The organism is Mycolicibacterium sp. XJ870 (assembly GCF_053483975.1).
Map to the genome: position 1 here is coordinate 154,910 of NZ_JBEFTI010000004.1, position 13,876 is coordinate 168,785.

At 66.2% G+C, this 13,876-nt stretch carries 15 protein-coding genes; 10 read left to right on the plus strand and 5 right to left on the minus strand.

Translation table 11 applies throughout. The annotated features are described in order from the left end of the window. Positions 1–20: 20 nt before the first annotated feature. The 6 genes from lysS (at position 21) to ABQF30_RS17980 (ending at position 6,596) form a co-directional block, all read left to right on the plus strand. Positions 21–1,544 carry a lysine--tRNA ligase gene (gene lysS / locus ABQF30_RS17955; RefSeq protein ID WP_448466171.1) on the plus strand — a complete coding sequence of 508 codons (1,524 nt, stop codon included), beginning with the start codon at positions 21–23 and terminating at the stop codon, positions 1,542–1,544. A gap of 119 nt (positions 1,545–1,663) precedes the next feature. Continuing rightward, positions 1,664–2,008: a histone-like nucleoid-structuring protein Lsr2 gene (gene lsr2, locus ABQF30_RS17960; RefSeq protein ID WP_448466173.1), complete on the plus strand. Its 345-nt coding sequence runs from the start codon at positions 1,664–1,666 to the stop codon at positions 2,006–2,008. A 286-nt stretch (positions 2,009–2,294) separates the two neighbouring features. Next, positions 2,295–4,841 carry an ATP-dependent protease ATP-binding subunit ClpC gene (gene clpC1 / locus ABQF30_RS17965; protein WP_448466175.1) on the plus strand — a complete coding sequence of 849 codons (2,547 nt, stop codon included), beginning with the start codon at positions 2,295–2,297 and terminating at the stop codon, positions 4,839–4,841. Between the two features lie 186 nt (positions 4,842–5,027). Continuing rightward, the gene (locus ABQF30_RS17970; RefSeq protein WP_448466177.1) at positions 5,028–5,243 is read left to right on the plus strand and encodes a CbtB domain-containing protein; all 216 of its coding nucleotides are present in this window, start codon (positions 5,028–5,030) and stop codon (positions 5,241–5,243) included. Between the two features lie 3 nt (positions 5,244–5,246). Then, on the plus strand, positions 5,247–6,041 hold the full coding sequence (locus ABQF30_RS17975; RefSeq protein ID WP_448466179.1) for a CbtA family protein: 795 nt from the start codon (positions 5,247–5,249) through the stop codon (positions 6,039–6,041). Positions 6,042–6,047: 6 nt separating this feature from the next. Further along, a complete protein-coding gene (locus ABQF30_RS17980) occupies positions 6,048–6,596 on the plus strand; it encodes a histidine phosphatase family protein (protein WP_448466181.1) in 549 nt (182 codons plus the stop codon). Here ABQF30_RS17980 and ABQF30_RS17985 read toward each other — a convergent pair. Both ABQF30_RS17985 and mhuD read right to left on the minus strand, forming a co-directional pair. Next, on the minus strand, positions 6,593–7,957 hold the full coding sequence (locus tag ABQF30_RS17985) for a serine hydrolase (protein ID WP_448466183.1): 1,365 nt from the start codon (positions 7,955–7,957) through the stop codon (positions 6,593–6,595). The genes ABQF30_RS17980 and ABQF30_RS17985 overlap by 4 nt on opposite strands. After that, on the minus strand, positions 7,932–8,249 hold the full coding sequence (gene mhuD / locus ABQF30_RS17990; protein WP_448466185.1) for a mycobilin-forming heme oxygenase MhuD: 318 nt from the start codon (positions 8,247–8,249) through the stop codon (positions 7,932–7,934). The genes ABQF30_RS17985 and mhuD overlap by 26 nt, the downstream gene beginning before the upstream one ends. A gap of 39 nt (positions 8,250–8,288) precedes the next feature. Here mhuD and ABQF30_RS17995 point away from each other — a divergent pair, with 39 nt between their 5' ends. Then, positions 8,289–9,050, plus strand: coding sequence for an alpha/beta fold hydrolase (locus ABQF30_RS17995; protein WP_448466187.1), 762 nt, complete (start codon positions 8,289–8,291; stop codon positions 9,048–9,050). Here the strand turns inward: ABQF30_RS17995 and ABQF30_RS18000 are convergent. Then, positions 9,033–9,251: a hypothetical protein gene (locus tag ABQF30_RS18000; protein ID WP_448466189.1), complete on the minus strand. Its 219-nt coding sequence runs from the start codon at positions 9,249–9,251 to the stop codon at positions 9,033–9,035. The two genes, ABQF30_RS17995 and ABQF30_RS18000, sit on opposite strands and share 18 nt — an antisense overlap. A gap of 71 nt (positions 9,252–9,322) precedes the next feature. On the opposite strand from ABQF30_RS18000, the gene ABQF30_RS18005 reads away from it, so the two are divergent. Then, positions 9,323–10,303 carry a GlxA family transcriptional regulator gene (locus tag ABQF30_RS18005; RefSeq protein ID WP_448466191.1) on the plus strand — a complete coding sequence of 327 codons (981 nt, stop codon included), beginning with the start codon at positions 9,323–9,325 and terminating at the stop codon, positions 10,301–10,303. Positions 10,304–10,359: 56 nt separating this feature from the next. Here the strand turns inward: ABQF30_RS18005 and ABQF30_RS18010 are convergent, their stop codons facing one another. Beyond that, positions 10,360–11,250 (minus strand): iron-sulfur binding domain-containing protein, encoded by an 891-nt coding sequence (locus ABQF30_RS18010; RefSeq protein ID WP_448466193.1) that lies wholly within the window; start codon positions 11,248–11,250, stop codon positions 10,360–10,362. A gap of 25 nt (positions 11,251–11,275) precedes the next feature. Here ABQF30_RS18010 and ABQF30_RS18015 point away from each other — a divergent pair, with 25 nt between their 5' ends. Further along, the gene (locus tag ABQF30_RS18015; RefSeq protein WP_448466195.1) at positions 11,276–11,902 is read left to right on the plus strand and encodes a carbonic anhydrase; all 627 of its coding nucleotides are present in this window, start codon (positions 11,276–11,278) and stop codon (positions 11,900–11,902) included. A 65-nt stretch (positions 11,903–11,967) separates the two neighbouring features. After that, on the plus strand, positions 11,968–12,735 hold the full coding sequence (locus tag ABQF30_RS18020; protein ID WP_448466197.1) for a hypothetical protein: 768 nt from the start codon (positions 11,968–11,970) through the stop codon (positions 12,733–12,735). Positions 12,736–12,742: 7 nt separating this feature from the next. Here ABQF30_RS18020 and disA read toward each other — a convergent pair whose 3' ends face one another. After that, positions 12,743–13,861, minus strand: coding sequence for a DNA integrity scanning diadenylate cyclase DisA (disA, locus tag ABQF30_RS18025; RefSeq protein WP_448466199.1), 1,119 nt, complete (start codon positions 13,859–13,861; stop codon positions 12,743–12,745). Between the last annotated feature and the right edge of the window lie 15 nt (positions 13,862–13,876).

Consider the following 13,876-nt stretch of genomic DNA (forward strand, 5'->3'; position numbering starts at 1 on the left):
TTCATTTAAGCTGGCATTTCGTGACCCCAGCCGATCGTGACGAAACGTCCCAGACCCAGGCCGACATCCCCGAGCAGTTCCGGATCCGTCAGGCCAAGCGGGAGCGGCTGCTCGCCGAGGGCCGTGATCCCTATCCGGTCGTGGTGCCGCGCACCCACACACTGGCCGAGCTGCGCAGTGCCCACCCGGAGCTGCCCGCCGACACCCAGACCGGTCAGATCGTCGGTGTATCGGGCCGGGTGGTGTTCGCCCGCAACTCGGGCAAGCTGTGCTTCGCGACGCTGCAGGAGGGTGACGGCACCCAGCTCCAGGTGATGATCAGCCTGGCGCAGGTGGGTCAGGAGGCGCTCGACGCCTGGAAGAGTGACGTCGACCTCGGCGACATCGTGTTCGTCCACGGCGAAGTGATCAGCTCCAAGCGCGGTGAACTGTCCGTTCTCGCCGATTCCTGGCAGATGGCGGCCAAGGCTTTGCGGCCGCTGCCGGTTGCTCACAAAGAAATGAGCGAAGAGGCCCGGGTGCGTCAGCGCTACGTCGATCTCATCGTGCGACCGGAGGCCCGCACCGTCGCGCGCCAGCGCATCGCGGTGGTTCGTGCAGTTCGGTCGGCACTGGAGCGTCGGGGTTTCCTCGAGGTCGAGACGCCGATGCTGCAAACGCTGGCCGGCGGCGCCGCCGCACGGCCGTTCGTCACGCACTCCAACGCGCTCGACGTAGATCTCTACCTACGCATCGCGCCGGAACTGTTCCTCAAACGCTGCCTCGTCGGCGGTTTTGAGAGGGTTTTCGAGTTAAATCGAAACTTTCGTAACGAAGGCGTGGATTCAACGCACTCGCCGGAATTTGCGATGCTGGAGACTTATCAAGCGTACGGCGACTACAACGATTCCGCGGTCGTCACGCGCGAGCTTATCCAAGAGGTCGCCGACGACGCGATCGGCACCCGCCAGGTGCCATTGCCGGATGGCACCGTCTACGACTTGGACGGGCAATGGGAGACGCTTGAAATGTATCCCTCGCTGTCCGAAGCCCTCGGCGAGGAGATCACCCCGCAGACCCCCGCCGAGAAGTTGTGGCAGATTGCCGACTCTCTTGAGGTTGAGATTCCCCGTGACCGCGGCTACGGGCACGGAAAATTGGTCGAGGAACTCTGGGAGCACACTGTCGGTGAAAAGTTGTGGGCGCCGACGTTCGTCCGCGATTTTCCGGTGGAGACCACCCCACTCACCCGCGCTCATCGCAGCATTCCCGGGGTCACCGAGAAGTGGGATCTCTACATTCGCCGATTCGAACTGGCCACCGGATACTCCGAACTCATCGACCCGGTAATCCAGCGGGAGCGGTTCGAAGCGCAAGCCCGCGCGGCCGCCGCCGGTGATGACGAGGCAATGGTTCTCGACGACGATTTCCTTGCCGCATTGGAGTACGCCATGCCGCCGACCACCGGAACGGGAATGGGTATCGATCGCTTGTTGATGGCTTTGACCGGCTTGTCAATTCGCGAGACAGTTTTGTTCCCGATTGTTAGGCGTCAAGGCAACTGAACCGGCTCGATCCCTGCGTTGTTGAAATAGTGCGCGTCTGTGTGGCACATTAGGGTCAAGGTGCGGGACACTCAAAAGTAGTGACCAATGCGTAGGCAAGAAGGGTTCGGTGCGGGATAATGGCCAAAAAAGTGACCGTCACGTTGGTTGACGATTTCGATGGAGAAGCCACCGCCGACGAGACGGTTGAATTCGGGCTCGATGGCGTGAGTTACGAGATCGACCTTTCCTCCAAGAATGCTACGAAGCTGCGCAATGATCTGAAGCAGTGGGTCGAGGCCGGACGCCGGGTCGGGGGCCGTCGGCGCGGTCGTGCGGCCGGTACCACCGCACGTGGCCGCGGAGCCATCGACCGCGAGCAGAGCGCGGCCATCCGCGAATGGGCACGCCGCAACGGACACAATGTGTCGACCCGCGGCCGCATTCCCGCCGATGTGATCGACGCATTCCACGCGGCAACATAACCGATCGTTGCCAGTGCGCCGGGCCGGGCTTTGTAGCCGGTCCGGCGTTTTCGCTAGCGGCGAACTGCGCGCGGGCCCGTTCCGGAAACGATTTGTTGACCGGTGGCGTTGCTGTTAGGCAGCACTGGGTGCAGGTCGGGCGACGTGTCGTACGGCCCTGGTTGTCTGGGCGGAACGGACCGCCAACCTCCGCGCCCGGAGGCGCCGCCCATTAGAGTGGACGGCAGGTATTGCGCGCGGAGTGCCGTGTGTTTGTACCGCTACGTGATGGAAGCAGGTAACACCGATGTTTGAGAGATTCACCGACCGTGCCCGCAGGGTCGTCGTCCTGGCTCAAGAAGAGGCCAGGATGCTCAACCACAACTACATCGGCACCGAGCACATCCTGTTGGGACTTATTCATGAGGGCGAGGGTGTAGCGGCCAAGTCGCTGGAGTCGCTCGGCATCTCGCTGGAAGGCGTGCGCAGCCAGGTCGAGGAGATCATCGGCCAGGGCCAGCAGGCGCCGTCGGGCCACATCCCGTTCACGCCCCGCGCCAAGAAGGTGCTGGAGCTGAGCCTGCGCGAAGCGCTGCAGCTCGGCCACAACTACATCGGCACCGAGCACATTCTGCTCGGCCTGATCCGTGAGGGTGAGGGTGTCGCCGCGCAGGTGTTGGTCAAGCTGGGTGCCGAGCTGACCCGCGTGCGTCAGCAGGTCATTCAGCTGCTGAGCGGCTACCAGGGCAAGGAGGCCGCAGAGGCCGGCACCGGTGGCCGTGGCGGCGAGTCCGGCAACCCGTCCACCTCGCTCGTGCTCGACCAGTTCGGCCGCAACCTGACCGCGGCCGCGATGGAGGGCAAGCTCGATCCGGTCATCGGCCGTGAGAAGGAAATCGAGCGGGTCATGCAGGTGCTCTCCCGCCGTACCAAGAACAACCCGGTCCTGATCGGCGAGCCGGGCGTCGGCAAGACCGCCGTCGTCGAGGGCCTGGCGCAGGCGATCGTGCACGGCGAGGTCCCCGAGACGCTGAAGGACAAGCAGCTGTACACGCTTGACCTCGGCTCGCTGGTGGCCGGCAGCCGGTACCGCGGTGACTTCGAGGAACGCCTCAAGAAGGTGCTCAAGGAGATCAACACCCGCGGCGACATCATCCTGTTCATCGACGAGCTGCACACGCTCGTCGGGGCGGGTGCCGCCGAGGGCGCGATCGACGCCGCGTCGATCCTGAAACCCAAGCTCGCTCGTGGCGAACTTCAGACGATCGGCGCCACCACCCTCGACGAGTACCGCAAGTACATCGAGAAGGACGCCGCCCTGGAGCGCCGGTTCCAGCCGGTGCAGGTCGGGGAGCCGACCGTCGAGCACACCATCGAGATCCTCAAGGGCCTGCGCGACCGCTACGAGGCGCACCACCGCGTCTCGATCACCGACTCCGCGATGGTGGCGGCGGCCACGCTGGCCGACCGCTACATCAACGACCGGTTCCTGCCGGACAAGGCCATCGACCTGATCGACGAGGCCGGTGCCCGGATGCGTATCCGCCGGATGACCGCTCCGCCGGACCTGCGCGAGTTCGACGAGAAGATCGCCGACGCCCGCCGGGAGAAGGAGTCTGCGATCGACGCGCAGGACTTCGAGAAGGCGGCCAGCCTGCGGGACCGGGAGAAGAACCTGGTCGCGCAGCGCGCCGAGCGCGAGAAGCAGTGGCGTTCGGGTGACCTCGACGTGGTCGCCGAGGTCGACGACGAGCAGATCGCCGAGGTGCTCGGCAACTGGACCGGAATCCCCGTGTTCAAGCTGACCGAGGAGGAGACCACTCGGCTGCTGCGCATGGAGGACGAGCTGCACAAGCGGATCATCGGCCAGGAGGACGCCGTCAAGGCCGTCTCCAAGGCCATCCGGCGTACTCGCGCCGGCCTCAAGGATCCCAAGCGGCCGTCGGGCTCGTTCATCTTCGCCGGGCCGTCCGGTGTCGGTAAGACCGAGCTGTCCAAGGCGCTGGCCAACTTCCTGTTCGGCGACGACGACGCGCTCATCCAGATCGACATGGGCGAGTTCCACGACCGCTTCACCGCCTCGCGGCTGTTCGGTGCCCCTCCGGGCTACGTCGGCTACGAGGAGGGCGGCCAGCTCACCGAGAAGGTGCGCCGCAAGCCGTTCAGCGTGGTGCTGTTCGACGAGATCGAGAAGGCACACCAGGAGATCTACAACAGCCTCCTGCAGGTCCTCGAGGACGGCCGCCTCACCGACGGTCAGGGTCGCACGGTCGACTTCAAGAACACCGTGCTGATCTTCACCAGCAACCTCGGCACGTCCGACATCTCTAAGGCGGTCGGCCTGGGCTTCACCCAGGGTGGCGGCGAGAACAACTACGAGCGGATGAAGCAGAAGGTCAACGACGAGCTGAAGAAGCACTTCCGCCCGGAGTTCCTGAACCGCATCGACGACATCATCGTCTTCCACCAGCTCACGACCGATCAGATCGTGCAGATGGTCGACCTGATGATCGGCCGGGTTTCCAAGCAGCTCAAGGCCAAGGACATGACCATGGAGCTGACGGACAAGGCCAAGTCGCTGCTGGCCAAGCGCGGGTTCGATCCGGTGCTGGGCGCTCGTCCGCTGCGCCGGACCATCCAGCGTGAGATCGAAGACCAGCTGTCCGAGAAGATCCTCTTCGATGAGATCGGCCCCGGTCAGATGGTGACGGTCGACGTCGAAGGCTGGGACGGCGAGGGTGCGGGCGAGGACGCCAAGTTCACCTTCGTCGGTGGGCCCAAGCGGGCCGAGCCCGTCGAGCCGGACCTGGCCGGTGCCGGTGCGGCTGGTGCGCCCAGCGTCGCCAGCGAGTAATCAGCTCAACGTCAGAAGGCCCCCGATATCCATCGGGGGCCTTTTGCGTGGCTTAGGATGCTGCTGTCAGCGACGGGCGAAGGAATCTGGTGAGAATCCAGAACGGTCGCGCCACTGTGCACAGTCAGACCCTGCGCCCGTCACCGCCTAAACGGGGACGCGAAGATCCCCGGAAAGGATCCACAGATGACTTCTCCAGAGGCTCGTAAGAGCCACGCACCCGCGATCGATCTGTCGGCCACCAGGGCCGTCGTGTGGCTCACTCTGACGGCCTTCCTGGCGTTGGCGATCCTTTACTTCGTGGGCATGGACCAGGGCGCAACGTCGGTGTTCGGCAATAACACCTACATTCACGAATTCGTGCACGACGCCCGCCATCTTCTCGGCTACCCCTGCCACTGACGCATGGAAAAGCACGTAATCGGGCGCGGCATCCTGGCCGGCGCCCTGGCAGGAGTACTCGCTTTCATTTGGGCGAAGATCTTCCTCGAGCCGGTAATCGGCCGCGCCATCGATTTCGAGGATGGCGTCGGCGCGGCGCATGAGTCACTTGCACATGCCCACGGCGGTCACAGCCACGGGGGCGAAGGCGGCGCGGCGATCACCCGCGCTGTGCAGTCGAACATCGGCATGGGTTTCGGCGTGCTGGCATTCAGCGTGGCCATGGGGGCATTACTCGCCGTCGTTTTCATCGTTGCCTACGGCCGCACCAGCCTGTCGGCCCGCGCGTTGGCTGCGCTGACCGCAGGCGGCATGCTCGTCTCACTGTGGATCGTGCCGGCGTTGAAGTACCCGCCGAACCCGCCGGCGGTCAGCCTGGACGAAACGATCAAGCAGCGCACCCTGCTGTACGTGTTGTTGGTAGTGGTTTCGGCGGCGCTGTTCGTCGGCTCGGTCCTGCTCGGTCGCAAGCTGGCACCCAGGTTCGGGACGTGGAACGCGACGCTGATCGGTATCGCCGACTATGTGGTGTCGATGGCGGTGGTGTTCCTGATCCTGCCTGCGACCGACGAGACACCCGGGCCGTTGCTCGACGATGCCGGCAACATCGTCTTCGCCGGCTTCCCTGCCGACGAGCTGTACGAGTTCCGGCTGTATTCGCTTGGCACCCAGGTGGTCATCTGGGCGACCATCGGTCTGGTGTTCGGAGCGTTGGTATCGCGGCTGCTGGGTGAGAAGAAGCAGACCGTTGCCGCGTAAGTTCCAGTGAGCGAAGTCGTCCGGCTGTCGTTGGTGTCGCACGCCATGACCGAGGCCATGGCAGCTGGACGATTCGCCACCGACGAACCGCTGAGCCAGGTGGGCCACCGTCAGGCCGACGCGTCATTCGAGTTGGGCCTAACCGACGCCGCATTCTGTGCGCCGGAGAAGCGCACCAGACAGACCGCCGAGTTACTCGGTCTGCGGGCCACCGTGGAGCCGCAATTGGCCGACCTGGACTGCGGGCGGTGGCGCGGCGACGTGCTGAGTGAGGTCCTCCCGGCGGACCTGGACGTCTGGCTGACCGATCCGACCCGGGCGCCGCACGGCGGTGAAACGGTCGTCGAGCTCATCGACCGGGTGCGCGTCTGGATGGACAGCCTGCCTGCGCGGCGGGGACGGCTGGTCGCGGTCACGCATCCCGCGGTGATCCGGGCGGCCATCCTGATCGCCCTCGATGCACCGCCGAAATCGTTCTGGCGCATCGATATTGCCCCGCTGAGCCGCACGGTGATGCATTTCCGTGGGCACGCCTGGACGTTGCGTGGCAATTAGGCGATCGGCGCGAGCGCGAACGCGCGCTTGGCGATCGACAGCAGCCAGCCGGCTGCGGTGGGGCTGCGGAACTGTGGCCAGTTCAACTGGAAGCTGACGACCCACGGCTGTCCGGTGTGGTCGACCGCGTACCAGCTGAAGGTCAGGTCACCGGGCAGGTTTCCGCCCTTGGCGCCGATGTAGTTCCACTTCGCCGGGTCCAGGTCGATCCCCGGAAGCGCCGACAGGATCTGCTTGACGGGGGCAGCCTCGCCGACAGCTGACGCCTGCAGTGCCGCATGCACCCGGCAGATGTCGGCCGCGCTGCCGAACCATTCCAGTCCATCGTTGGATGCCGGGGTGTGCGTGCGGTTCGGATCAGGTTGGTACGGGCGGGAATTGGTCTGCTGGAACAGCTGCACCCGATCTTTCGGGGAGGCCTGCTTCCACTGCTCGCGCAGGTTCGGCTCACCCCAGCCGACGGAGAACACCTGGTGCATCGTCGGGAACGGCGTCATGCTCGCGGGGTCGTGATGTCCCGCGGTCACCAGCGCACGTTCCACCGCGCCGGTGCCCACTCGTCCGATCAGCAGGTCGGTGGCCATGTTGTCGCTGGCCGAGATCATCTGCTGGGCGGCGGTGCGCACGGTGATCTGCGCGCCCGGCGGCAGCTTGTCCAGCCCCGCAGAGCCGAGCTTCTTGCCCTCCCTGGTGATGGTCAGGTGGTCATCCCACTTGACCGTGCCTGCCTTCACGGCATCGGAGACGGCAAGCAGCACATAGAGTTTGAAGATCGAGGCCAGTGGCAGCGACAGGTCGGTGTTGGTGCCCGCGACAACGTCGCACTTGCCGTCGGTCACCTTCGACACCTGGTACGAGTAGCGCGCCCCGGACTTCGTCAGCTCGGTGTCGATGTCGGACCAGTCGTCGATGACCGGCGGCTTCAGCGTGATCTCGAAGTCGTCGACCAATCCGGCGTCGTTGGTCTTCAACTCGATGTCCTGCGCCACGTTGTACGACGTGAGCACGTGCAGCGTGGCCTGCCCGGCGCCGATGTCGACCGACGTCACGCGGAACGGGCGATCCCACCAGATCGAGTCCAGCTTCGTGCCGACCTCGTCGACCTCGTCGGCGGCAGCCAGGGTGCGCACGCCGATCGGGCCGATGGGCCAGTCGGAGTTGAGCATGTCCATGGTCTGCTTGGCCCGCAGTCCCGGTGGGGTGTTGGTGTCGATGTGGGCGCCGTGGGACACCCCGGCGGCCGGCGCAACGCGTTGTGAACAGCCACAGGCCAGGGCTGCGGCGACCGCGACGATGGCCGTCAGACCGGCCGCGCGGTGCAGAGCCCGACCCGGGCTACGCCTGAGCGCCGGGCCCCGCAACGTCCAACACAACCTCGAACTCCAGCAGCGAGGCCCCGGTTGCCACGGGGTTTGCCTGTTGACCCTTGTGCGCCTCGATGGCCGGACCGGAGGCCCAGGCCTGGAATGCTTCTTCGGTTTCCCACTGTGTCACCACGAAGTAGCGGTCTTCGCCCTTGACCGGACGCAGCAGCTGGAAGCCCAGGAAGCCCGGCTGATTGTCGACGGCGTGTGCACGGTGCGCGAACCGCTTCTCCAGTTCCGGGCCGGCGTTGGGCGGGACCTCGATGGCGTTGATCTTCACGACGGGCATGGCGTTCAGGCTACCGTGCTAGGTGGGCAAGATAACGGCATGGTCACAGATCTCCTCACCCCTCGCGGTGGTCACGGCGAGCCCATCGTGCTGGTGCACGGCTTGATGGGACGCGGCAGTACCTGGTCGCGACAGTTGCCCTGGCTTACCGCTCTCGGTGAGGTGTACACCTACGACGCACCGTGGCATCGCGGTCGCGATGTACCCGACCCGTATCCGATCAGCACCGAGCGTTTTGTCGCCGACCTGGGCGACGCGGTGGCCGCGCTGGGGCGACCGGTGGCCCTGGTCGGGCATTCGATGGGTGCGCTGCACGCATGGTGCCTCGCCGGCGCCCGCCCCGAGTTGGTCACCGCGGTGGTCGTCGAGGACATGGCTCCCGACTTCCGGGGCCGCACCACCGGCCCGTGGGAGCCGTGGGTGCATGCGTTGCCGGTGGAATTCGGTTCGGCACAAGAGGTTTACGACGAATTCGGTCCCGTGGCGGGACGGTACTTCCTCGAGGCGTTCGACCGGACCGCCACCGGCTGGCGGTTACACGGCCACCCGCAGTGGTGGTTGGACATCGCCGCCGAATGGGGGACGCGGGACTACTGGGAGCAGTGGCGGGCAGTGCGGTTGCCGACGCTGCTGATCGAGGCAGGAAACTCGGTGGCGCCACCGGGCCAGATGCGTCGGATGGACGAGACCGGCTATCGGACAACATATTTGCACGCCGCCGAAGCCGGTCATCTGATCCATGACGAACAGCCCGAGCTCTACCGAACCGCGGTCACGCAGTTCCTAACGGCGCTCACCTAGCACCCCGGCCGATGGCCAGACCGGGTCGTGTTCGAACCGGGTGCGGATCGCGTCGAGGTCGTGTTGGGTGCGTGATGCGTCGTAATCGGGGAACTGGTCCAGTTGGATTCGCAAGTTGCCGCCCCGGTGCGCTGCCCAGGCCAGCGCTGCGGCGACCGCAAACGGCGAAACCAAGATCATCAAGGCGAGTGCAACAGTCATGGCAGTAATTGTTGTGGCGGTTATATCCCGCCAACAGTGGCCGCGCAGACACCTTGCAGTAAAATACTGCCATGGTTAGAAGCGTATCGACGTTGGTGCTCGATGGGCTCGCGGTTTTCGAGTTCGGGGTGATCTGTGAGGTCTTCGGGATCGACCGGTCCGCCGATGGTGTGCCGAACTTCGACTTCAAGGTCTGCGGCCCGGAACCGGGTAAACCAGTGCGGACTTCGGTCGGTGCGACGATCACGCCCGATCACGGCCTCGACGATCTGGTCGGCGCTGACCTGGTGGCGATCCCGGCGATAGCCGGAACCGATTACCTGCCCGAGGCGCTGGCGGCGGTGCGGGCTGCCGCCGATGCCGGGTCGATCATCCTGACCGTGTGCTCGGGTGCCTTCCTGGCCGGTGCGGCCGGCCTCCTGGACGGCAGGCCCTGCACCACGCACTGGATGCACGCCGATGAACTGGCGAGGATGTATCCGACCGCAAAGGTGGACCGCAACGTGCTGTTCGTCGACGACGGCAATCTGATCACCAGTGCAGGCACCGCGGCGGGCATCGACGCGTGCCTGCATCTGGTCCGTCGGGAACTGGGCAGCGAGGTGACCAACAAGATTGCCCGCCGCATGGTGGTCCCACCACAGCGGGACGGCGGCCAACGGCAGTTCATCGACCAGCCGATCCCGATTCGATGTTCGGAACGCTTTGCACCGCACCTGGATTGGATCGTCGGCAACCTGGACAAGCCGCACACGGTGGCGACCCTGGCCAGGCGGGCGGCGATGTCGACCCGCACCTTCGCGCGCCGCTTCGTCGAGGAGACGGGCACCACGCCGATGCAATGGATCACCGATCAGCGGGTGCTGTACGCCCGGCGGTTGCTGGAGGAGACCGACCTGGACATCGACTGGATTGCCGGCCAGGCCGGATTCGGCACGGCGACGCTGCTGCGCCACCACTTCCGGCGCGTCATCGGCGTGACGCCGTCCGACTATCGCCGCCGATTCGCCTGCGCCGGTGATGTATCCGAGACAGCGGAGGCCACCGCCTGATCAGCGGGCTCCTCCGTCGCCTGCATCGTCACCTTCGGGGTGGGATGCTCGGTTCCTCAGCGGGCTCCTCCGTCGCCTGCATCGTCACCTTCGCCCGCAAGCGCGAACCGGCCGTCGGCGGTCTGCTCGACCAGCCCGTCTATGAGAAGTGAATCCAGCGCCCGGTCGCGTTGCGCGGTGTCGGTCAGCCACGCCACGTCCAGCTGCGCGCGAGTGACTGGGGAGCTGTTGTCGCGCAACACGTCCAGCAGCTTTCCGCGGACCTGACGATCGGTACCCGCGTACCGCTGCACCCGCCTTGCGACGGTGCTTGCCGGATAGCCCGCCGAACGCCATTGGCAGTGGCTCAGTGGGCAGTTGCCGCACCGCGGCGCCCGCGCGGTGCACACTGTCGCGCCCAACTCCATCAGCGCTGCTGAAAATGTAGGCGCATCAGTGCTTTTCGGCAGCAGGGCGGCGACGTCATCCAGGTCGCGCGCGCTGGGCGGTGAATCAGCCCTGCCGTGCACCGCCCTGGCGACGACTCGACGCACGTTGGTGTCGACCACCGGCACGCCGGCGGCATAGGCGAAGCAGGCCACTGCCCGCGCCGTGTAGGCGCCGATGCCGGGAAGCGTCAGCAGTGTTTCGACGTCCGAGGGCACCACGTCGCCGTGGTGGTCCGCGACGATCTGAGCGCATTCGTGCAGCCGTTTCGCCCGTCGCGGGTAGCCCAGCTTGCCCCAGGCGCGCAGCACTTCGGCAGGACCTGCGGCGGCAGTGGCCGACGGCGTCGGCCAGCGGTCGATCCAGGCCAGCCAGATCGGCTCCACCCGGGCCACCGGGGTCTGCTGGAGCATGAACTCGCTGACCAGAATCTGCCACGGCGTGACCTCTGGGCGCCGCCACGGCAGATCGCGCTGCGCATGCCCGTACCAGCGCAGGAGTTCGCCCGGCTCGATGCTCATTTGAGGCTCGGGCAGAATGGCTGGCATGCCCAATTCGAATCCAGTGGCCGCATGGAAGGCACTCAAGGAGGGTAACGAGCGCTTCGTCGCCGGCGAGCCCCAACATCCCAGCCAGGACATCGCACGTCGAGCCAGCCTTCGGCACGCGCAGAAGCCCACGGCGGTGGTGTTCGGCTGCGGTGACAGCCGGGTTGCCGCGGAGATCCTGTTCGACCAGGGCCTGGGTGACATGTTCGTGGTGCGCACTGCGGGCCACGTCATCGACAACGCGGTGCTCGGCTCGATCGAATACGCGGTGTCGATCCTCGAAGTGCCGCTGATCGTGGTGCTGGGCCATGACAGTTGCGGCGCGGTCAAGGCGGCGATCACCGCACTGGACGACGGTCAGGTGCCCGGCGGCTACGTGCGCGACATCGTGGAGCGGGTGACCCCGTCGATCCTGATGGGCCGGCATGCCGGGCTCACCCGTGTCGACGAGTTCGAGGCCTGGCACGTCAAGGAGACCGTCGCGCAGCTGCAGATGCGCTCGTCGGCCATCGCCAGCGGCCTTTCCGCGGGCACCCAGGCCATCGTCGGCGCCACTTACCATCTGGCCGACGGAAGGGTGGAGTTGCGCAGCCATCTGGGCGATATCGGGGAATCCGCCGCATAAGCTCACCTGCGACACGCCGGGGCGCCTGGGGCAACTGGGGATGACCTGGGCTTACCGTGAAAGTCGTGTTGGATCTGGAACCTCAGGGCCCCCTGCCCCCGGAAATTTACCGGCGGCGCAGGGCGCTGGCCATCGGACTGGCGGTCGTCGTCGTGGGGGTCATCGCCGCGATCGTCGCGCTGATCGTGACCAGCGGCTCGGGCGCCGAGACCACGTCCGCAGACAAGCCGACCGCCACCGCCGCCCCGCCAACCCCGTTGCCGGGGGAGAACCCTGAGGTCAAGACGCCGGTGGTGCCGCCGGCGCAGCAGGCTCCAGCGCCGACGCCGACTCCGACCGCCGCGGTGACGCCACCTCCGGTTCTCAAGGAGGGCGACGACTGCCCGGATTCGACCCTGGCCGTCAAGGGCATCACGAGCCAACCCCAGTATGTCGTCGGGGAGCAGCCGAAGTTCACCATGGTGGTCACCAACATCGGTCTGGTGGCCTGCCAGCGCGACGTCGGTGCCGCGGTGCTCGCCGCATATGTGTACTCGCTGGACAACACCCGGCTGTGGTCCAACCTGGACTGCGCACCGTCAAACGAAACCCTGGTGAAGACGTTCAACCCGGGTGAGCAGGTGACCACCGAGGTGACCTGGACGGGGATGGGTTCGGCGCCGCAGTGCCCGCTGCCCCGAGAGCCGATCGGCCCGGGCACCTACAACCTGATAGTCCAGTTGGGCAATCTGAGATCCGCGTCGGTGCCATTCGCCCTGGCCGATGCCGCCCAGCATCCCGGCCCGCCGCCTGGCGGTGCCCCGGTCGCCCCGGGCCCGGTTGCGGGTAACTGACGGCCGGTCAGGCGAGCCGGTCGGCGATTGTCGACTCGGCGAGCAGGGAGAGCCCTTCGCGGATGTGCCGGGCCCACATCGACCCGATGCCCTCTACCGATTGCAGATCGTCGGAACTGGCCGCGAGCAGTCCCTGAAGGGACCCGAACGAGCGGACCAGCAGGTCGACGTGGGCGAACTGCAGCCGCGGAATGCCCGCCATCGCCCGGTAGCCACGTGAGCTCATCGCGGAGTCCTGAGCTTCGGCGGTCGACGGATACCCGAAAACTCTTGCCAGCGTGGTGAAGTCGAGCAGCTCGTTGTCGGTCAGGGCGTCCAGCTCGTCGAGCGTGGCGCTGACCTGAGCCGCTGTCGGCGGGTCTGGGTTGGCGTGGTAATCCCGCACGATCAGTTCACGCGCTTCGTCATTGTCGCCGACCAGTTCATCGAGCTGAAGCTTGAGCTGACGGCCGTCCGTGCCGAGCTCGACCACGTCGGCGTCGATCTCCAAGCTGATGCGGCGCACCATCTCCAGGCGCTGCACCACCGTCATGACGTCCCGCAACGTCACGAAGTCCTCGATCTCGGCGGTCGACAGCTGCCTGCTGACCTCATCCAGCCTGCCTTTGTAGCGCTCCAGGGTGGCGATGGTCTGATTCGCCCGCGACAGGATGGTCGCCGAATCGGGCACCACATGGCGCTCGCCGGCGACGTACACCGTCACGATGCTCATCGAGTGGCTCACCGATATCACCGGATAGCCGGTTTGGATCGCGGTGCGCTCGGCCGAACGGTGGCGGGTGCCCGATTCGTCGGTGGGGATCGACGGGTCCGGCACGAGTTGGACGTTGGCCCGCACGATGCGGCTGCCGTCGCTGGACAGCACCACCGCGCCGTCCATCTTGGACAGCTCGCGCAGCCGGGTGGGGGCATAGCGGACATCGAGGGCGAACCCGCCGTCGCAGATGGACTCGACGCTGTCGTCGTACCCCAGCACGATCAGTGCGCCGGTGCGGCCACGCAGAATCCGCTCCAAGCCGTCGCGCAGCGGTGTGCCCGGGGCGAGTCGGCCCAGGGTTTCCCGCAACGTCGGTCGGGCCAGGTGCACGACGGTGCGGCCTGTTCTGCCGCCGGACTTCACGGCCATCAGGCCTCCTAGGGT

What these genes read in the sequence shown, in the direction of transcription:
- ABQF30_RS18005 (WP_448466191.1), top strand. Translation starts at nt 9,323, where the DNA reads ATGGTTAGAAGCGTATCGACGTTGGTGCTCGATGGGCTCGCGGTTTTC.
- ABQF30_RS17995 (WP_448466187.1), top strand. Translation starts at nt 8,289, where the DNA reads ATGGTCACAGATCTCCTCACCCCTCGCGGTGGTCACGGCGAGCCCATC.
- ABQF30_RS17970 (WP_448466177.1), top strand. Translation starts at nt 5,028, where the DNA reads ATGACTTCTCCAGAGGCTCGTAAGAGCCACGCACCCGCGATCGATCTG.
- mhuD (WP_448466185.1), bottom strand. Translation starts at nt 8,249, where the DNA reads ATGCCCGTCGTGAAGATCAACGCCATCGAGGTCCCGCCCAACGCCGGC.
- lsr2 (WP_448466173.1), top strand. Translation starts at nt 1,664, where the DNA reads ATGGCCAAAAAAGTGACCGTCACGTTGGTTGACGATTTCGATGGAGAA.
- ABQF30_RS18000 (WP_448466189.1), bottom strand. Translation starts at nt 9,251, where the DNA reads ATGACTGTTGCACTCGCCTTGATGATCTTGGTTTCGCCGTTTGCGGTC.
- ABQF30_RS18015 (WP_448466195.1), top strand. Translation starts at nt 11,276, where the DNA reads ATGCCCAATTCGAATCCAGTGGCCGCATGGAAGGCACTCAAGGAGGGT.
- ABQF30_RS17975 (WP_448466179.1), top strand. Translation starts at nt 5,247, where the DNA reads ATGGAAAAGCACGTAATCGGGCGCGGCATCCTGGCCGGCGCCCTGGCA.
- ABQF30_RS18010 (WP_448466193.1), bottom strand. Translation starts at nt 11,250, where the DNA reads ATGAGCATCGAGCCGGGCGAACTCCTGCGCTGGTACGGGCATGCGCAG.
- clpC1 (WP_448466175.1), top strand. Translation starts at nt 2,295, where the DNA reads ATGTTTGAGAGATTCACCGACCGTGCCCGCAGGGTCGTCGTCCTGGCT.
- disA (WP_448466199.1), bottom strand. Translation starts at nt 13,861, where the DNA reads ATGGCCGTGAAGTCCGGCGGCAGAACAGGCCGCACCGTCGTGCACCTG.